Source organism: Chloroflexota bacterium (assembly GCA_020161265.1).
In the GTDB taxonomy this organism is placed as follows: Bacteria; Chloroflexota; Chloroflexia; order Chloroflexales; family Herpetosiphonaceae; genus Herpetosiphon.
Map to the genome: position 1 here is coordinate 168,534 of JAIUOC010000007.1, position 20,765 is coordinate 189,298.

A 20,765-nucleotide genomic window follows, 5' to 3' on the forward strand; every position below is an offset into this window, starting at 1 on the left:
CAATGACGCGCAGGCCTCAACCAAGCTTGCGCGTTCATTAGGTTGGACGTTGGTGATTAAACTGCTGATCTCATTGCATGTTGGGGTTGGCGATTTTTTGTTGCCCTTGTATGTGCAAGCGCTTGGTGGTTCGCCCCAGGTTATTGGTAATTTGGTGGGTTTGGGTGCGGCCTTTGGTGTATTTGCGCGGCTCAGCCTGAGTTGGCTCGCCGATCGAGGCATCATCGGAATTTTGCTGCGTTTGAGTTTGGCGGCCTTAGCCAGTGGCTTTGCAATTTGGAGCTTTGCTGATAGCAGCGCATGGTTAATGCCTGGTCAAGCATTGCTCGCGATCGGGCGAGCAGGCTCGACTATCTGTTTAAGCTTGTTGATTGCCCAATTAACCAACCAAGGTCAACGTGGCTCAGGTTATGGGCGACTGACTATGGCCAGTTCGTTGGCAACAATTGTCGGGGCGATCATCGCTGGCATTGGCTTTATCGGCTGGGATGCAGAAACTCGCCAACAACTACAACAATTCACTTGGCTGCAAGCTAGCCTTAATTATTTACCCAATCCAATTGCCCGTGTCAAGCTATTTCATGGCATTTACATCGTGTTTAGTAGTAGCGTCGTCATAGCAGGAATCTTCAGTTTACGTTCATGGCCCCATGCAATTCCGGTAAAACGCGGTACAATACAAGCAATATGGCGCAGTGTGTTACGTCAGCCAGCAATCCGCAGTCTGTTGCTTGTGCAAAGCTGCATCAGCGCGGGCTATAGTGCCTCGATTCCAATGACCGTGCCGTTATTGACTGATCGTTTTGGGGCAAGCGTGGCGGCGGTCGCTGTGGCCTATATTGTGCCAGGCATTATTTATGCGCTGTTTCCGGCACGCCTTGGGCGCGTCGCTGATCGCATTGGCTATCGACGGGCTGCCAAGCTTGGGCTTGGCGCAAGTATGTTAGTTTACCTAGCAATACCTATCAGCCCACAACTTACAATCACCGCAATATTTTGGGCTTGTGAAGCGCTGGCATGGAGTTTTTATGTACCAGCTTTGGAAGCCTTACTTGCGGAAAGTGTGATACCACAACAACGCGGCACAGCCTTGGCGATCTATGGAGCGTCAGGAGCCTTGACCGCAACGGTGGCAGCACCCTTGGGCGCACGCTTGTATAGCCAGTGGATCGCCGCACCCTTTTTATTCTCGGCCCTTTGCCTAGGTATGGCAGCCATGTTTGCTGCACGTACCCCACCAACCAATGCCGATTATGCTACCATTAAATCTCACAATTGAAGAACCCACCCTGCCCGACCTGACTCCGTTTCCGCAAACAGGCCTCGTTCATTGGACGAGCAAGTTAGGCGTTGAGCTTGCTGTTCGCCATATTACGCCTGATGATGCCAAATTGTTGGTCGAATTGTATGGCCGTTTATCGCCGCGCACGCTTGAGTTGCGCTTCGCCACGATTATGATCAACATTCCAATCGAGCGCGTGATCGAAGAATCTGCGCGGTTAGCCACGCTCAATCACAACCACGCCGATGCCTTGATTGCCTTGCTCAACGAGGATGGCGAGCAACGGATCGTGGCAGTAGCTCGCTTGGCAGGCGCTGATCATATTCAGGCTGAGTTTGCGCTCTTAGTTCGCGACGATTTTCAAGGCCATGGCGTGGGCAGTTATATGCTCGATTTGTTGTTTCAAGTCGCCTTGGTTCGTGGCTTGCGTTATCTTAAGGCCTCGGTGTTGGCAGAAAATACGGCCATGCTGCGATTGATTCGGCGTTCAGGCTTCCCCTATCATATGCATACCTCACACGGCGAAAGCGATGTGACAATCTATCTCGACCCTACCATCAGCGAAGGCGAGATTAATCACCACTGAATCAAGTAGATTGTTAATTATTTTGTTGGGCGAAGCCCGTATAATCTGAATGTTTGACTGAAATCTGCTGTCCCCTGCCGCTGGCACGTGGGCTAGGAGTAGTGCGTTGAATGAGTTTGATTCAGTAGTTGAGGCAATTGAGGCTGGCTGGGAACTCGACGATATTTTGCAGTTGATCGTTACAAATAGCCAAGTATTGCTGGATTTACAGCATGTGTATATTGTGTTATACGAGGCCGAGCAGTTGTGGCTCAAGGCTAATACCAATGATCTACCAACCCGTGTTTTAGCACCAACCAGCGCCGAAGCGCGAGTTGTGGCGATGGGTCGGGCAGTTGCTTTGGAGCCAATTCAAGCCTTGCCGCTGTGGCGCACACTCGAATTTGCAATCAAAACAGATACCCGCGGCTGGATCAGTGCGCCAATTCGCTTAAATGGCCACACCGTTGGCGCTTTAGCCGCCTTTGCCGAGCCAACGCCCGAAGAGCCATTGCGCGAAGCTCTGCGCTTTATGACGGTCTTGGCCGATTTGGCGGCACTGGCCTTAGAACGCGGCCAGTTTTGGCTGCGCCATCAACGCCGTTCACAGTTTATCGCTTTGTTGCGCACGATTTCAAGCCTCTCCCAACAGCAACCATTGGGCGATTTGGCGCATACCATCGCCCAACAATTATGTAAAATTGGCAATGCCGATTTGGCGTTGATGTATATTCCTAGCCCTGAAACCGAAGAATTTGTGACTCTTGGGCTGAGCGATACACCCTTGGCCTTGCAAATTCGCGAACTTGGGCTTGATCATATTCCGTTGGCTAGCAATGCCTTGTTGCATGAATGCTACCAAACAGGCCAAGCCCAACGCCTCGCCTTAACCAACGAACAGTGGCCCGAATTGGCCCAACTTGGCGTGCAACAACTCTTGATTGTGCCAATTCACGATACCCACGAGCGTTTGGGCGTAATTGTATTGGCCAGTTTGCAAGATACCCGTTTCGATGACGATGCGCTGAATTTTCTCAATTTTATTGGAGTACGGCTCGGCTATGCGCTGAAAAACGAGAATTTGCTCGAAGAGGTTGTGCAAGCTGAACGTCGCCGCATCAATGAAGACGAACGCAGCAACTTTATTGCATCGGTGGCCCATGATCTCAAAAATGCCCTAACCACCGTGATTGGTACAACTCAACTGGGCATGCGCAAGCTCCGTCGTGGCGACCAAAGCTATAATGAAAAGGCGCTTACGACAATCGCTACCAAATCGCAACAGGCACTCCAATTGATCGAAGACATGGTTGATGTGAGCCGCTTGGAGCAAGGCACATTCCGTTTATTTATTCAAAGTATTGATCTGGTGCAACTGGTTGCTGATGAAGCCGAAGCTGCTCGCGTTTTATCGCAACGGCATACAATTCAATTTGCTAGTAGTCTTGAACACTACGAATTAGCCGCCGATCAACAACGCTTACGCCAAGTGCTGGCCAATTTATTGATCAACGCAATTCGCTATTCGCCCGATGGCGGTACAATTTCAGTGCGGATAATGGATGCTGATCACGCGCCAGTGCCGAGCAACGCCAGCATTAGCAGCGAAAGCGAGCTAGACCAAGCAGTGGTGATCAGCGTCAGCGATCAGGGCATTGGCATTCCTGAGCATGAACTGCCCTACATTTTCGAGCGCTTTTATCGTGGCCAAGGCTCGACGGTGGCTAGCGGTTCAGGTTTAGGATTGTACATCAGCGCCGCGATTATGGCCCAGCATGGTGGCAAAATGTGGGTTGAATCAAAACTCAACCATGGCACAACCTTTTATTGCTCATTACCAGCAGCGCGGGTGCTGTAATCAATATCCCCATATTCTCAATTTAAACCACGTCTAGGCAACCACGAGGCCGATTAACTTAGACAAACCACAGGCCAAGATTAATTCCCGAAGAATTAATCTTGGCCTGTGCGATATTCCAAACCGCAGTCAAGCTGCATTTAGCGGCGCATTTGCCAAGCAACCTGCTGCAAATAGGCGGCCTGTGCATCCGACAAATCTGTTAAATTAGGTAGTGGTTGGGTTGGCGGATTAAACAGGGTGGTGTAAAAGACACAAGCAGTTAAGTAGGCTCCATTTAATGTTGGGTGACTTTGATCTGGCTCATACAGGGCAATCGAACGATCGTGTTGGCGCACGTATTGCCAAGCCGAGCCAGCTTGAACTAAAATGGCCTGTTGTCCCGCTGCCTGATTGTAGGCAGCATTAATTGTCGCTTGCTGTTGCGGTGAGTGTTCACGTGCCCAAGTCACAAATAAAACTGGAGTTGCGCCCGTTTGGCGAATAGCTTGAATCCAACGGCTGGCTGCTTGTTGAAAGCGCTGGGGAAATTCAATCGTGCCCATGCTTTGCTCTTGGAGTACCACATAATTCCAGGATTTGCTTTGGAGTTTTTGCAAAGCCTCGCCAGACTGCCAATGATACTCAAGGGTTGCACTGCCGGCCACAACGCTTTCAAGCTCAAGGCAATAGCCTGGCTCACCAGCATCAGCCAAATCGGCCAAGAGATCGGGCATATCATGGCCAAATGTATAGCTATTCCCAATAAAAAGTAGGCTGACTTGTTGGCAATCACGTTGCGATTTGAGCAATACCCAAGCGCCAAAACCTACTGCTACTAGGGCAATTAAGATTACGGCTTGACCAAACCAACGCTGCATACCATCCTCCACTGAACGTTTAATCATTCGTATTGACTAAACGTTCGGGCGAAGCCGAGGTTTCAATCTAAATTTAAATAACAAAAATTTAGACAAAACCCCTACCAATCCACGTTTTTGTGCGGATTGGCAGGGGTCAATTGCCTAAGAACTAGAAAAATTTAGTTCGCCAGTCGTTGTTGACGTTGCGCCCACCAACTTTGCGGCCAATTGGTATAACAAATGTGCGCGATAATCGCCAAAGGCAAAATCCAAGCAAAGCGCATGGCCATCGGGCCAGCCAATGGAATAAACAAAACCCATACATACGATAGCGGAATCGTCCACCATTTGGGGTAAAACAAGACTAAAACAATGTAGGTGTAAATGCCGAAAAATGGCGAAGCTAGCGCCATCACGGCAATACTCAGCACAATCCGTAAATCACGTTGTTTAAATAGCAACGGAATCCAAATAAAGGGGAGGGCAAAACGCCACGTATCTAAAGCCGAATAGCGCCACATGTGCACTGGAAGCTCTTGCGTATTGCTCAGCCAACGCACTGGCCAATCGATGCCAAATACGGCAAAACTCAACAGGGCCATAATGATTGGGGCGACCAACATTCGCGCTAAAACTGGCCAAGGCTGGCCAATTAATAGATAAAGCATCGCCAACGCCATCACTTGGGGTTTAATTGCCAAAAAGCATAAGCCAATTCCATTAATCAATGGATTTTCGTGCTTCAATACTAAATAGATGCCGATGCAAAGATAAATATCGACTTGACCGAGCCAAAATTGACCAATAACTGCAAATGAGGCTACAATTAATGGATTAACATCCATCGTGTAGATTAACCAAAAGAGGATTGCAAAAACCACAATATTCCAAATTGGCCAAGCGATAAACGTATTGGGCAAAAGCATTAATGGGGCAAAAAACCAGCGGGCATAATAAGGGTTAAAGCCACAATCAGCACAGCCTTTGGCAAAAGGCATATAATACAAATATAAATCACCACCATAATCGACAAAAAACGATATCCCAATATAAAAGAGCACCATAATGCTAGAACTAATCCAAGCAATTCTACGCCAATTAATCGTTGGTTGTTGGCTCATCGGTTGGGTCCCTCAATAGTTCTAAAACGTTTAAATAAGAACGCTGTACGTGCCAATCAAACACGTACAGCCCTGATTAATATGCCCTATGGAACGTTGGCGGTACGTGCTGCCGTCAGCAGATGATACCATTCTTCCCGATTGAGTTCGACACGGAGCGCTTCTTTGGTTGCCGCAATTCGGCTGGGATTGGTTGTGCCAATAATTGGCATAATTTGGGCTGGGTGACGCAACAGCCATGCCAATTGAATCGCTTCGGAGCTTACGCCATACTGCTCGGCCAATTGGTTGACCAAGGCTGCGGTGGCTTTAACATTCGCCGCAGCATCATCCTTGAAATTAACCAGTTGGCCCCCAGATAATGGCCCCCAGGCTTGTAGCTGAATCTTGTGCAAACGACAGTAATCCAACAAGCCAAAGGCGGCATTAAACGGCAAATTGCTGCGATTGGTATCGATCCCTTCGCTGATCAGCTGATGGTGCAATAAGCTTAATTGCACTTGGTTGACAACCAACGGCTGGTCAAGCGCGGCTTGGGTTAGGGCAATTTGAGCGGGCGAGTGATTGCTCACCCCAAAATAGCGCACTTTGCCACTTTGTTGCAATTGATCAAACGCTCGCGCAATATCTTCTGGCTCCACCAACATATCGGGGCGATGCAAGAGCAACAAATCAAGATGATCGGTGTTGAGACGTTTGAGGCTACCTTCGACTGAAGCAACAATATGGTCGTAGCTAAAATCGTAGCGTTGCGGCGAGCCAGCAGGCTCGTCGGCAAAGCGAATGCCACACTTCGATTGTAAAACGATCCGTTGGCGTAGGCTAGGCTGTTCGGCCAAAAGTTCGCCAAACAGGCGCTCAGATTTACCACGCGTGTAGATATCGGCATGATCAAACAGCGTAATATCTTGCTCAAGCGCAGCAGCCAAAGCCTTGCGCCCAGTTGCATATTCACTACTCGTCCATGGATCAGTACTCCAATTGCCACCAATCGTCATACAACCATAGCCAATCGGGGTCATCTGGAGGTCGGTTCGTGAAATGGTATAGATCGGATTCTTCACACTAGCACCCCACAACTAGCCAAAGCCTCGGGCAGGCCTTGGCGTTGCTTTAAGGTAACACATTTTTAAATATCAACAGCTCCATGAAAATGTTATTCATGGAGCTGTTGCGGTCAAATGCCATTACTTACCAGTGACGTTGAATCGCTGGCAGATAGATGATATGTGGCGTTGTGTTGCTCAGTTCTTGAATACAGCTGTTAAGCAGATTGACATCGCTTTGGTCAATCGTGCCATCGCGGTTAATATCAGCATGATAATCATATAATTCATCGCCAACACTAGCCCCAACCAAGGCTTGCACTGCCGCCACATCTGCTGCCGTCAGGCTACCAGAGCCGTTAGCATCGCAGAAATCGGCTTTGTTGCTCGCATTAACCGTAACTGGAATGCTGAAATTGCCAAGGCTTGAACTAATGCTAACCGTGGCGGTTTGGCTGCCATTGCGCAATAAACTTGGGTTCAACACTGCTGTGATTGCTAGCGGTGTTGTGCCACTGACCCCACTGAGATCCAGCCAAGTAGCATTGCTGGAGAGGGTTACATCGGTTCCCGCTCGACTCAGCAAGGTTAAGGCGCGTTGGGGCAATTGAATATCCTGCGCCAAATCAACCTCAAATTCAAGGCTTGGCGGCCAAATATGCAATTGATCAACAGGCGCTACATCGCTCGTCAAGGGATCGCCACCATCCTCAACTTCGCTAGCATCAGAGCGACCATCGCCATCAGTATCAGGATTGTTCGGATCAGTTTGGCGCACTAGTTCGACTCGATAGCTCAAGCCATCACCATCAGCATCACCCAAGGCATCGTGATCAGTCAGAAGATTTAGGCCTAGATCAAGCTCTTGCTGATCGCGCAAGCCATCACCATCGTAATCGGCCAGCACTTCGATCATGGTAGTGCTAACGGTTTGCAGGCCAGCTGGATTGATCGCGGTCAGGCTAATTGTATGCTGACCAACACTGAGTTGGCGATACAATTCCGCGCCACTGCCAAGATCGCCGTCGCGGTCGCTAAACCAATGTAAACTAGCACTCGTGCTCAATACGCCAGTTTGCGGATCATTGGACAAACCCAAGAAGCTGATTGCTTGGTTTTCAAGCAACTGGGCGTTCGCACTCGGCGCAATAATCGCCGCACTTGGCGCTTGATCGGCGATGCTCAACAATTCGCTGGTAGCACTATTAGCATGCAAGCCATCGCTGACCCAGACCCGCAAACGCCCACTGCTTGTACCAGCCAACTGGGCCAGATCGATCTCGCGGCTACCGCTGGCTGTGGCACTGGCGATCGCTTGCCAGGTTGCGCCATCATCAGCACTCCATTCAATCGAAACTGCCAACGGATCGCCATCGGCATCGGCAACTTGCCATGCAAAGCTAATTTGTTGATTAGCTGCATAGCGCTGAGCCAAATTGCTGCTAATGCTGACGCTAGGAATAGTCGGGCCGGCGCTCCAAGTGGCTAATTGGCTTTGTTGATGGACTAAATCGACCCGCACCACGCCCTCGGCCTTGGGAATCGTGGCTGAAAACAAGCCGTTGAGTTGATTTGGATGATCGTGAATAATTGGCGTGCCAGGCTCGTGGTTATGCGGCGGCACATGGAAGGTCGCCAATACACCGCGTCGCGCAAGCTCGTTGCCCTCAGCATCATATTGCACCAACTGATAATTGGTTTGATAATCGAGGCTTTTGGCACTGGTAGCGGGCTTTAATTCAACACGATCAATTGTGCCTGCGATTGCTCCAGCAATTGGTGAAATACTGCCTGCGATATGTAAACGTTCTGGCTCATCGCTGGGAGTTGCCAATCGTTCACGCTCAGGGGCAAATTCATACAGTGGGCGGAGCACACCGAACCGTTCGCGGCGCATAAAACTAACATCGCTTGGCTCAAAAAAGCTATTAGCATTGCCACGATCACAGGCATAACTCAAAATAGCCTTGGGCCGATTCGCCGATGATTCGCTAGTTCCGTCCAAAACATTAGGCAATTGTAGTCCAGTAATTGGATTGACCATCGGCTCACTGACACCTGGTTGGCGCACCAAGGTCAAATCCGCTGAAAAGATCGCCGGATCAACCCCGCCACAATTTGATGGCAAAAGACTGGTGATGTAGCGTAGTTCGCTCGTCGTGGAGTGATTATCACCGCCGGGCATGCCATAATCGATATAGGTAGGCTGATCTTCCTCAACCATTCCCATCATGTGGCCTAACTCATGGGCTAGCGTTTTGCCAATGTTGCCATCGCCAATCCCCCAGCCCACAAAGCGTGGATCTTCATCATTACAATCGTCTTGCCCAGCTTGGCTGAGATAGTAACCAGCGTTTTCGCACTCGGGGTCTGGCGACCAATCGCTACTTTGACCGAGCCTTGCCATCCCAGCGGCTTTGCTCGCAGGATCAACCACGCTTGGATGGATCACGCCCATCGCGACCATAATTCGGTCTTTGTTTAATGCGTTATAGCGCAAACGAGTATTTTCAAGCTGCATACCAAATTCGTCAAAGGCATCGCCATCTTCAACCTTAAACATGCCCGATTCACTAATCGCAGTTGACGGAATGATAATACTCGATCGGATTGGAGCAATTCCACCAGGAAACACCCGCCAGCGAAAATCCGCCATGTTTGGTTCGATTGCATCGAGCCATTGCTTAATCGCGCTAGCACTCATTGCGTCGGGCACAACCGGCACGAGCAGCAAGCGAATTGGATCAGTTGGGGTAACATCGACCTCAAAACTGGTACTCGTCGCAATGGCACTACCATTCTTGAGCAACACATCAACTGTGGTCGGGCCATCAGCGGGATAAATAATATTTGGCACATTCAGCGCATTCGCCACATCGCGATACGTGGCAGCTGGCGGTAGTCCAACCGTAGTTGGCAAGGCGCTATACGAAACTGGCACAGCATAATCGCGCCGATTGGGCTGGCCAGTCTGTCCCATGCGCACCAGTACTTGATCAAGCATCAAGCGATCGGTTGGGCGCAAAGCTTGACTGGTATGCACAAATACCGAGGCCATGGTGGCGTTATTCGACCATAATTTTTGGCGTTGAGGGTTATTACTGTCCAGCGGGGCAAAGCCGATATAGCCTTGATTTAATTGCACCTGATTAATTCCGACGTTAATTCGGCGCACATCACCAACCTGAGCTTGCATACCAGCACAGCTATTTTGCACTAATAAATTGCCCGATGTATCACCGCTACTAACTTGATGCCGTGCGTCGATCGAGCTTTGCACCCCACGGCGCGGCGTGCCAGTTCCCATACTAATCATCGCATTGGGATCAAAATTAGAGCCGTTGATTGTGATAATGCCACCAACATTTGTACCCGTTGGGGAAATATGTTTAATTGTTGGAATCGCACAAAAGGCTGGATTACTGCTCGTGCCAAGGCTGGCTCGTCGCAAGCCACGCCGCACATTCACCGTACCACTAAGATTATGTTTAGTAATCGCCACGCGAATCAGCGTCGGCGAGACTGAAATGAGCGATGGAGTGGCGCCACCAATCTGAACATCTAAATTCAGGTCGTTGCCAAAGCCCGAGCCAATAATCTCGACCACCTGACCATAGGCCGCACTGGTTGGCGTAATCTGGCTGATGACTGGAATTTCTTCGGCCAGCGGCGGCAAAAACGCCCCGCGCACACTAATGCCACCATCAGGATGGGCAAACCAAACCCGATCGCTCTGATCGGCGGCGATTGCTCGCACGTTGTTCGAACGAATGCCGCTGTTGGCCCAATAAAACCATTGCCAAACGTTGGCTTGGGTTTCGACGCTGGCTCCTGCCCACAAACGCCCGCGTTCGTCGTTGGCTAATCGTGCAGGGCGAGTGCTCCCCGCAACCGCTACAAAACTATTGGCGGTCAGCGATTTACGCACTAAGCCAGTGGTTGTGCTGGCAATAATGCTGCCATCAGGGCGTTCCAACAGATCAGTAATTGTATCGCTGGCTGGTAAGCCACCATTGGCTACGCTAAACTCCTGCCATGTGGCCGTAACTGCATCGAAACGGGCTATCCCATTGCTCGTTCCTGCCCACAAGGCGTTATCAATGCCAACCAACAACGTGGTTGCGTGAGTTCCAACCAATGGCAAAGCCACGCGAGTTACCAACCGCCCACGATCATACAAGCCTACGCCATCGCCCAAGCCCAGCCACATGCGGCCAGCAGCATCAGCGGCAAGGCTATAAACTGGTTCGCTCAGGCTGAGATTTGCGACATCTTGCCAGGCTGCGGTTGGCTGCCAAAGCTGAACGCCGTTGCTATGCGCGACCCAAATTCGGCCTTGGTGGTCGGCTTCAACATCATAAGCAGTCACGGCATAATGTCGCCACGTCAGGCCATCTGGCTCAAGCACATGCAGCATCGTGGCAGTTGCGGCAAACAAGCGCCCACGCACCGTCCATAATCGCTCGATTTCAGCACCCACATCAAATTGGTTCCAACGTGGAGCATTGCTATAGAGCATATTGTTGCGGGCCGTATAAACTTTTTCGCCAACTGCACTCAGCGCAACTAATCCACTCAAGCCTGTTTTTGCGCCAATCGGTGCATTGACATGGGTAAAATCGCTGGCGCGTAGGCTGGCGACCGGGGCTTGTCCATCGCGGCGCACTTCAAAAGCACTTAGGCCATTGTCGCTGCTAAACCAAATGCGGCCATCAGCATCAACATCGACCTGATGGGCGTTGTTGGCATAGGGCAGATCGAAAATATTAAAAACTGGGTTGGCACTATCAGGCAAATTGGCGGCTGGATAGCGGCAAACGCCCGTATCGCCAGCAACCCATAAATCGCCATTTTGGCCAATTGCCATGGTGCGAGCCTGAAACGGCAAGGCATTACACAAGACCCCAAAATCGACCACCGCCCAATTTGTGTTGGCAGCGGCAAGCTTACGCACGCGATACAGCCGTGGGTAATAATCTTCGGGTGGCAGCTGTGCGCCAAAATTCTGGCGATGTGGGCCACAATTATTGACCAACTGGTTAATCGCCCAATATTCTAGAAAGATTGGGGTTGAACGCGGGCTAGTGCGAATTGAGGTAGTTTGCGAACAGCCAGGCCCAACATTCTGGTAGGTGTAGTTACCCAACGAGCCATTGGGCACTTGATACGAGGCAATTGCTGTGCTACCAATCGTGTCGCGGCCAATCGCAGGTAAGCCATTCGCCAAGGTATGCAGCGCCTTCACTGTGCCATCGGCCATCCAACTTCCATCGTAGATCAGCGTAGAACCGCCATTTTGGCCGCGATAGACGTTTTTGCCAGCGCCAAAATAGGCCACACTGTTGAATGTATCCCAGTTAACGCTACCAACGGCGGTAGTGGTTGGGTAAAATTGCTGGGTTGGGGCATTGGTTGGGATGCTGGCTGATTCGCTGAAATGCCACATGCCATCGCTATTGCCAACCAACAAATTGGCACCATCACCATCAATCGATTGAACCGTGCCGCCAGCAAAGCCTTGGAAATCCCAACGCCCAAGCTGCACCAACGGCCCATCGCCCAAATAAATGCGCCAAATGCTATTGGTGCCAAAGCCGCCAAACTCGCCGCCGCCTAGAATTAGGGCATGGCGCTGGCGTGGCGAATAGATTGCGCTGGCAAATGGTTGGATTTTTGAACCTGCTGGCAGGTAGGCGGCTGCCGTGTTGACACTATTGGTCGGTAATTCCAAGGGCGTGCGCCAAACTTGCGCAGTTTGGGGATCAAACGCCACAACGCGGTTGGTTGCCCGCCCGTTCATCACATAAATCAATTTGCTGCTTGGGTCTTCAAAACTGACGAGCGCCGTATCAGGCTTGGGCAATTGGGCAGCAAGCGCCGTCGCGCTAACGCTTGAATCAGCATTAAGCACCAATTCAGTAATTGTGGCAAAGTTAGTGCTTGCGTTAGTTCCGCCAATTAAATAGATGTTTTGGGTTGCGCTAGAATAAACGGCATTTGTAGCATAAATTCTGTCTGGCAGAATACTAGCTGATAGAGAAATTGATTCAGTAGCTACATCAAATACCACAATCTGATCGAGCGGGCCAAGTGCTGGGGTATAACCACCTAAAATAACAATTTTGTTGAGAACTGGATGATAGACGACCGCCGCGAGATCAAGCGCCTGCGGCAAGCGGGCAGCGAGGGTGCGCACCTCACCAGTTTGTGGATTGAGCGCATAAATTGTATCGACGGTGGTATGTTGGTTGTCGAGGCTACCACCAAAAACATAGACCGTATTGTTGGATTCGGCATAGGCCGCGCTAGCCAAGGCCAACGGCACTGGCAAGTTGCCGCGAATTTGGCTACTGCCATCGCCAGCGTTAATCGCATGAATTGTGGCGCTCACTGAGCCTTCACGATAGCCACCAATCAACAAAGCCTCGTCGCTACTAGGCAGATAAACGCTGGTCGCACCATAGCTGCGTAGCTCCAAGCTATTAAAATATTGATCAACTGGCGTGGTTGCGGGCAAGGCAGGCGAGACAAAGCCCGAAAAACTGATTGTGCCTTGCGCCACTGCCGCCACATCGCTGATGCTATCGCGCAACGAGCCATTGGTTAAATGCCATTGCGCCAGCAAGCCAGCTGGAGCTTGATCAAGCGTCGAGTGCATATCGCGGCGAATGTTGTATTCACCCCGGCTATAATTCCACACCCGAATTTCGGCCAATTGACCCAGCCAAAAATCGCCTGCATCGTTGCCAATTCGCAGTTCGCGGGCGGTTGAAACCGTGCCATCCCCATCGAGCGGATAAAAGCCTTCGCGCTCGCCATTGATAAAAAATTCAGCGATATACTGTTCGCCATCGTTATCATAATAGGTGCTGACCGCCACATGCGACCATTGATTGGCTGGCACAGCGGTGGCACTTTGGGCAAAGCTGGCCGTGCCACGATGCGCCCGCAACAAGCCGCCACACAGACCAAACCACAGGCCATTGTTATAATTCATACCCAAAATATTGCGACAGCCTGAGGTTGTAGTTGGGTAAATCCAAGCTTCAAGCGACCAATTGCCAGCAAAATTAGGGGTTGCTGCTAGTGGCACAGCCGCATAGCTGTTGCTGAATCCGGCGGCTTGGCCAGCATCGCTACTGCTGGCTTGGCTGGTTTGGAGTTGAGCTTCAGCCGCCTGAACAGCTGAAATTTGCGTGGAACGCGGCGGCACGAGCCAGCCAAGCCACAAAATAACGATCATCACGAGATAGAATTTGCGCCAACGCATAGAGCTGCCTCCTTGAACGAATCTCAGATGCAGCTACTCTAATTGAACGCAGCCCAAAAAACTTGACATTTCCTACCAAGTGGAGATCCCTCACCCCCAAACCCCTCTCCCACTGCGGCGGGCGAGGGCGCTTTCGAATCGAACCAGATCGCGTGCTCTAACTCGCCATTCATGTCGCAGTGTTCCATTCGCTCTTTGCCGAACCGGTTGGCGATGTGCTCCTCGCAAATTAGCGCATTCGCTTGCTTGTTTTTGACCCTCACACGGAGGAAATTGTGCAATGACTACCTTAATGTCCTACCAGTCAATCATTGAACAGGTGCTCAGTGCCTTGACTCAGATCCCCTACGCCTATGGAGATCTCCAGACCGAAACGGTCTTCGATCCAAGCGCCAACCGCTATTTGGGCTTAACTGTAAATTCCCCACGGAATGTGTCAAGCACGGTGAAACAGATGACAACGGAGCAAACGGGCTATTAAGGATTATTCGCGCAATGCTGCCACCTCCACAAACCTAATTATTGTTGGATACCCAAGGAATATAACAGCGCATAATCGATGTTGTTGCCGTTGGGCTTGGTACATCGGTCGCCGTCGCCGTGGCGGTCGCCGTTGGTACATCGGTCGCCGTCGGTACAGCAGTTGCGGTTGGGCTTGGTACATCAGTTGCGGTTGGGCTTGGTATATCGGTCGCCGTCGCCGTGGCGGTCGCGGTCGGTACATCAGTTGCGGTTGGGCTTGGTACATCGGTCGCCGTTGCCGTGGCGGTCGCCGTTGCCGTTGGAATATCAGTGGCCGTTGGCTCAGCGGTCGCGGTCGCCATTGCCGTCGCCGTCGGTACATCAGTTGCGGTCGCCGTTGGTACATCAGTTGCGGTTGGGCTTGGTACATCGGTCGCCGTTGCCGTTGGAATATCAGTGGCCGTTGCGGTCGCGGTTGCCGTCGCCGTTGCGGTTGGTTCGTCAGTCGCGGTTGGGCTTGGTATATCGGTCGCCGTTGCCGTTGGAGCATCGGTTGCCGTGGCCGTTACGGTTGGTTCGTCAGTCGCGGTTGCCGTTGGCACATCGGTCGCGGTAGCGGTATTGGTTGGGGTTGCAGTTCGAGTTGCTGTTGAGGTTCTGGTCGGGGTTCTGGTTGGGGTGCTTTCAATTGGCACATTGAGTTGCCCATAATTATTCTCACCCCAACACAAAATCCGGCGATCAAACTTAATCGCACATGTAAAATCGTATCCAGAACTAACACTTCTAAAACTGCCTGCTGGCGCAACAGATGCTAAACCTTGCCCCCAACAAGTCACGGTTGTCGTATTAATAATGAGTCCACAACCATGGCTCCCGCCAATACTAACTTGGCTATAGGTAGCATTTGACGGTGGATTTAGCATTTGTTGGTAGCCTGAATGGTCCCAACAGGTCACACTGTTATCGACGGCCAGCGCACAAGCCGTATCATAGCCAACATCAATATCACGATAACTACCAATTGGCGGTGCTGGAATTGTTCGTGATTCTTGGCCCCAACATGCGAGCGCTTGGCTTGTATCAATCGCACAAGCATAGCCACCCCCAACACTCAGCTTTGTATAGGTTCCTGCTGGGGCATTTAGTGCACCATCTATATTAAAACCCCAGCACTGCAGCCGTTGATCCGTCTTAATGCCACAGCTATGCCATTCACCCGAATCAAGAAGGTCAAAGGTTCCACTTGGTGCATTGGTTTGCCCATTGGTATTGGACCCCCAACAGGCAAGCGTTCGGGCAGAATAGCGAATCGCACAACTGAAATAGGTACCTGAACTCACCTCACTATATTCGCCAACGGGTGGGCTTGTCTCATACGATTGATCATATCCCCAGCATTGAAGGGTTCGGACGCCCTTGATCGCACAGGTATGTCTGCCCCCTGCACTTACCCGCACATAATTATCACTCAAGGGGGCGGCCGTCACTGACGGGTTGGCTTTTGGAAAAACCATAATCAGCAGCACGAGGCCGATAATCCACCAAAGCAGGGCTGGTCGAAAGCGTGGTTGTGGTTGAAGCATCGCTCCTCATCTCCTCACAATAGATGCTCATACGTGCTTGATCGCGGGATCGCAACAAAGAGAATAAGCCAAACGTCGCTTGATGGCGACAGCAGAGGCTCAAACAATAACGCAACTATTGGTTGGGAAATAGCAAATTCTCTCGCTGAATAGGGCCATTATACGCTGTTGTTTTTGGAGGTCAAGTACCAATAGTACCTTTCAACAGGTGATTAATCAGCTTGATTATGCGCAAACACAATTCAGCCCTCGTTACAGACACAACCAGGGCTGAATTGCACGAGAGCACAAAAATGAGCGTCCGTTCAAATTCCGCCAGTGCCCCAAAGATATGAAAAATCAGTTTCCCCTTTGTGCTCACCAGCATAGGGGTTATTGATCCACGAAGGACACGAAGGACACGAAGGTTCAGTTTTTGGAGCCACGAATTCCACAAATTGCACGAAGCGGGCTATGGGCTATTGATCCACGAAGGACACGAAGGACACGAAGGTTCAGTTTTTGGAGCCACGAATTGCACGAAGTAGAATTTCCAACTAATCACCGATAGCCAAAAGCCCATAGCTCCTGACCCTCTGCGCCTCTGCGTTAAACCCCATATTATGTTCTATGTTCTATGCTCTATGCTCTATGTTCTATGTTCTATGTTCTATGCTCATGCTCTATGCTCTATGCTCTATGTTCTATGTTCTATGTTCTATGTTCTATGCTCTATCCTCCCCATCCCACGCTTCGAGCACTAAGCGCCGCGTGCGATACTCGCCATACTGCTTCAGCTCTTTTTCTTTCAGCACTCGGAAGGTTTCGCCCGGGAAGTCGGGGCCATAGACCTCAGCCGGATCGAGGATGTAGCGCAGTTCGTCGCGGCTTAGCCCATACAATCGCGCAATCCGCGCATCAAGCTCGGCCCGCAATACCGCCCGCCGTTCGTCGCTCCAGCGGAAGGGTGGCAAAGCAAAACCAGCACGTGGGCTGAACCACTCTGGCGGCGCACCTCGGTTGCACTCGGCATTTTGGGCTAAAATGGCCTGCCGCCCCGCTTCGTCAAGCTCGGCCCATACATCTGCGGCGAACGGTTGCAGATCCCACGCGGTATAGACCAGCTCTAAAACTCGCGGCACGATGAAGGCTAGCTGGGCTGCATCAAAGCGTTCGGGTGGCAGCACGGGTAGTTGTTTGACATAGCTAAAGGTTAAATGTGTGCCACCAATCTTCTGTCGTACTATGTAGTCAAAGCAAAGGCTATTAACTATGCTTAAGAAGCAGGAAAACAAGCTAGAATTAATATCTGTTAGGAAAATCAAAGGTGCGGTATGGCCTACCGCCACTCGTGGAATCAGGCTAAAAATCGCCGTTCGTTCAACAACACTGCTAGTAATATCACGAAATACCAATAACCACTTATTTTGATGCTTACTTGGAATACGATCCTCTATACTCTCTCTATCAATCCAGTATGTGGGAATTGGAAGATCTTCTGGGTTGCCATAATCTGCACCATACCAGCCTTCATATTTTCTGGATAATCTGTTGCCAGCATTTTCTTTGCCTATGAGTGATGCAAATCTATGATCAAATTGCCATATCATTTTTGCTTCATATAAAGGCATTCTATCGCGTGAGGATTCGTTTTTAAATAAACCACTATCATTTGCCATATGAAACATTGTACCAAACGATATATTCCAAGGATTTTGTTTTGTTTTTTGGTTATCTAAGATTGGGGCAATCCGATAAATTTTTTTCGTTAACTGTGCATCAGTTTTAGTACGAAATATAGGGCAATTCAGAGTATTGGGATTAATTAAGGCGAATTCATCGCTAGTCATATTAAAATGTCTAGCATCCTGTTCTATATCACTAAAATACCTACATAAGAAAATGAAGTCAGGGGTTTCGCTAGAAATACCATTTCCTACCATTGTAAGTGCACAGAATTTGAAAGCGTTATGTACTTCAGGAAAAATAAATGCTTCATTTTCAAAACCAATCAACCTTTCTAATGATTGTTTCTTGATTAAATCGCCAAAAAAGGCTTTAGTTGTATCATCGGTGGCGATGCCAGTTGGCACAATAATGCCTGCGCGGCCTTTACGATTGATCAAATCGCGATCAAGCTCGGAAAACAAGGCATAGGTATTGACATCGCCAACTGCCGTCAGTGGGTAGCGCTGCGAAACCCGAATAAAGCGGCTAGCAGCCTCGGCAATATATTTGGCATGCTCAAATTTGGCATAGCGCTGTTGCTTGCTTGGTTCGTTGCTGCTGGCCCACGCCTTGAGCAACTTCTCACGTGCTGCTTTATTGGCCGCCTCGCGAATCTCGGCCACATCGACCCAATGCTCCTGCTCTTGCAGCTTGATCCGCTCCCACGGCGGGTTGCCCAAAATCACATCGAAACCACGCGGGCTACCTTCGCCACAAATATGCGGAAACTCCAGCTCCCAATGGAAAAAGCGCATTTCAGGCTGGTCGGCAAGGCCATCGACCCAAGCCAACAGGCCAGCGCTGACACTTTGGCGGGCCGTATCAAAGGCGTGCAAGGTAGCGCTAGTTGGAATCAGCCGCTCGCTATCCTTGGTGATCGGCTGGAAAAAAGCCGCCGTCCAAAGATTGTAGCGCGTCCAGTTTGGGCGTTCTTGCTCGCGCATGCGCGCATAGCCAGCCGCTTTGGCCCGCACTGCCGCCACGCTATCATCGGGCAGCGCCTCAAGTTGGCGCGTAGCTCGACCGAGCGTCGCATAATCAAGCTGGCTGGGCGCAAGATTCATGGTAATTTGGCCGCTGGCAATATCCTCGCGTTCGCGCTTGTTGCGTTTGCGCAAATTGCTCGCGATGGTTTTATCGTCGCCAGTCACTGGCTTAAACGCATCATCGGGAATCCCTTGATTAACCAGTTCTTCAGTTGCGCCAACCAAACTATTGCCCCAACGAATATGGGCATCGATAAACGAAAGCGGCATGCCCGCGCAATGGCCCTCGATCCACAGCGCCAATTTACACAAATCGACCGCCAACGGATTGAAATCGACTCCATAAATACAGTGGGTAATCACATCGCGCACCGCATGGCGAAACTGATCGGGGGTTGGCTGATCCTCGCCGGAGCGCACCCGTGCCAGTTCGCGCCCGATGCGGCGAGCGGCGGCCAGCAAAAAGTGGCCCGAACCACAAGCGGGGTCGCAGACCGTAATTGAAAGCAAAGCTTGTTCCGGATTTTTATCGCGCAAGCGCTCGGCAATAATTGGCTCAAGCGCACTCTTGATCAGCTCCTGCACCAATTCGGGGCGAGTGTAATACGAACCGGTGGTTTTGCGCTCGGTGCCAGCAACCAAATCGAAGCTTGTGCCAACGACCACCGGACGATAATCGAGCAACGACTCATAGACACTACCAAGCTCCTCGACATCGAGCGCCGCATAATTGACCCGCCGCAAAGCCCGCGACTGCGGATCGGCATAGATCGAGAGCGCCCGCAGCGCCGCTAAAACATCGGCATTGCGCAAATGGGCAGTTTCGAGCGCCCCAATTGCGCCTTCGCCAAACAAATCGCCATCAAGCGCCGCGATGCCCAAGCGATTGGCTTTAAGATCAGTGCCCTCAAAAATCCGAAACGTCTGTTGCAGCGCCAGCCAAATATCATCGTAAGGGCCGCGACCAGCGCCGCGCACCTCGGCCAAACGGCGCAAACGGCCAACGCTATAATGCTCATAATACAATTTCAACCGTTCGCTGGGCGTGCCACGCTGCGCCAATTCCGATAATTCATCGCTGGCAGTTTCCGCCTCGATCAACCCGCGATCCTCAGCGACCATCAAAAACAGCAAACGATAGACCAACTTGAGCAACTGGCGATAATATTCCAGCGGAGTTAATTGATTGGTGGCAAAGCGCTGGCGCAAATCGCTGTTACGTGGATGGCGCAACAAGCCTTGGCCCAGCAACTTGAGTGCCTTTTCAACCCCTTCGCGCAAGCCCTCGCGCACCCGACCGCCAGCCTCACGCGCCTGCTGATGGTATTGTTCGAGCAACGATTGGGTGGTATCGGCGCTGGTAATTGGCAAGCGCGTGCGATGCAAAATCCGATAAAGCAGCGCAAACTCATTGAACAACTGGCCAGTCACCAGCGACTCCAAATCGAACTCGACAAAACTTGGGCGAGTGGTTTGCGACGAATCACGCAGCAAGCGCAAACGCCTGCCATTGGTCACAATCCCCCAAGTGTGCTCAGTGCTATTGAGATATTCCTGCATCAAAGCGTGGGGCGAAATCCGTGGGCGACCACTTTCGGGGCGGCGGTCGATATCAGTCTTAATCCCTTCGATATGAATAGGCGGCGAATCATCGTGCTCATCAGCGGAATGACTGATAGCATAGGTGCGATTATCAACGCGGCGAGCGCTTTTGGTGCTGGTTGGCTCATAGCCGATCAATTGCAAAAACGGCTCGACCCAATAACGGCGGGTCAAGGTTGTGTGCGAATCTTGGGGGCGACGCTCGATTGCCGCCTGAAAAATCTGCCATTGCGCCCGCACTTGGCCCCAAGCAGCAGCAATATCATCGCTCATCCGGCGATTAGCAGGCAAGCCAAAATCGGCTGGGCGCTGACCAGCAAGGCTGCCCTGCTCACCCTCGGCAATCGCTTGAAGCATATCGGCAGGCAGCAACCCGCCCTCGGTGATAATCGCCGTATATTTCATCAAATTCCCCCAAACTTAGAATATGGCTATTGC

The 20,765-nt window shown here is 51.0% G+C and carries 10 protein-coding genes; 4 read left to right on the forward strand and 6 right to left on the reverse strand.

Going from position 1 to position 20,765, the window contains the following annotated elements; all coding sequences use genetic code 11:
• The first annotated feature begins 52 nt into the window (after nt 1–52).
• The 3 genes from LCH85_16830 (at nt 53) to LCH85_16840 (ending at nt 3,705) form a co-directional block, all read left to right on the forward strand.
• Nucleotides 53–1,279: an MFS transporter gene (locus LCH85_16830; GenBank protein MCA0353659.1), complete on the forward strand. Its 1,227-nt coding sequence runs from the start codon at nt 53–55 to the stop codon at nt 1,277–1,279.
• Nucleotides 1,254–1,868, forward strand: coding sequence for a GNAT family N-acetyltransferase (locus LCH85_16835; GenBank protein MCA0353660.1), 615 nt, complete (start codon nt 1,254–1,256; stop codon nt 1,866–1,868). Before LCH85_16830 ends, LCH85_16835 begins: the two co-directional genes overlap by 26 nt.
• 106 nt (nt 1,869–1,974) lie before the next feature.
• Nucleotides 1,975–3,705: a GAF domain-containing protein gene (locus LCH85_16840; protein ID MCA0353661.1), complete on the forward strand. Its 1,731-nt coding sequence runs from the start codon at nt 1,975–1,977 to the stop codon at nt 3,703–3,705.
• Nucleotides 3,706–3,845: 140 nt separating this feature from the next.
• Here LCH85_16840 and LCH85_16845 read toward each other — a convergent pair whose 3' ends face one another.
• The 4 genes from LCH85_16845 to LCH85_16860 form a co-directional block, all read right to left on the reverse strand.
• On the reverse strand, nt 3,846–4,565 hold the full coding sequence (locus tag LCH85_16845; GenBank protein MCA0353662.1) for an SGNH/GDSL hydrolase family protein: 720 nt from the start codon (nt 4,563–4,565) through the stop codon (nt 3,846–3,848).
• Between the two features lie 161 nt (nt 4,566–4,726).
• Complete coding sequence (locus LCH85_16850; protein MCA0353663.1) at nt 4,727–5,668, reverse strand: DUF2029 domain-containing protein; 942 nt, start codon at nt 5,666–5,668, stop codon at nt 4,727–4,729.
• An 86-nt stretch (nt 5,669–5,754) separates the two neighbouring features.
• Entirely contained in the window at nt 5,755–6,690 is a 936-nt protein-coding gene (locus LCH85_16855) for an aldo/keto reductase (protein ID MCA0353664.1), read from the reverse strand.
• Between the two features lie 169 nt (nt 6,691–6,859).
• Nucleotides 6,860–13,984: an IPT/TIG domain-containing protein gene (locus LCH85_16860; GenBank protein ID MCA0353665.1), complete on the reverse strand. Its 7,125-nt coding sequence runs from the start codon at nt 13,982–13,984 to the stop codon at nt 6,860–6,862.
• Nucleotides 13,985–14,264: 280 nt separating this feature from the next.
• Here LCH85_16860 and LCH85_16865 point away from each other — a divergent pair, with 280 nt between their 5' ends.
• On the forward strand, nt 14,265–14,465 hold the full coding sequence (locus tag LCH85_16865; GenBank protein MCA0353666.1) for a XisI protein: 201 nt from the start codon (nt 14,265–14,267) through the stop codon (nt 14,463–14,465).
• Between the two features lie 34 nt (nt 14,466–14,499).
• On the opposite strand, the gene LCH85_16870 is transcribed toward LCH85_16865, so the two are convergent.
• Together LCH85_16870 and LCH85_16875 are read right to left on the reverse strand one after the other, a co-directional pair.
• Nucleotides 14,500–16,032, reverse strand: a complete 1,533-nt coding sequence (locus LCH85_16870; GenBank protein ID MCA0353667.1) for a hypothetical protein — start codon at nt 16,030–16,032, stop codon at nt 14,500–14,502.
• 704 nt (nt 16,033–16,736) lie between these two features.
• Nucleotides 16,737–20,732 (reverse strand): N-6 DNA methylase, encoded by a 3,996-nt coding sequence (locus LCH85_16875; protein MCA0353668.1) that lies wholly within the window; start codon nt 20,730–20,732, stop codon nt 16,737–16,739.
• Between the last annotated feature and the right edge of the window lie 33 nt (nt 20,733–20,765).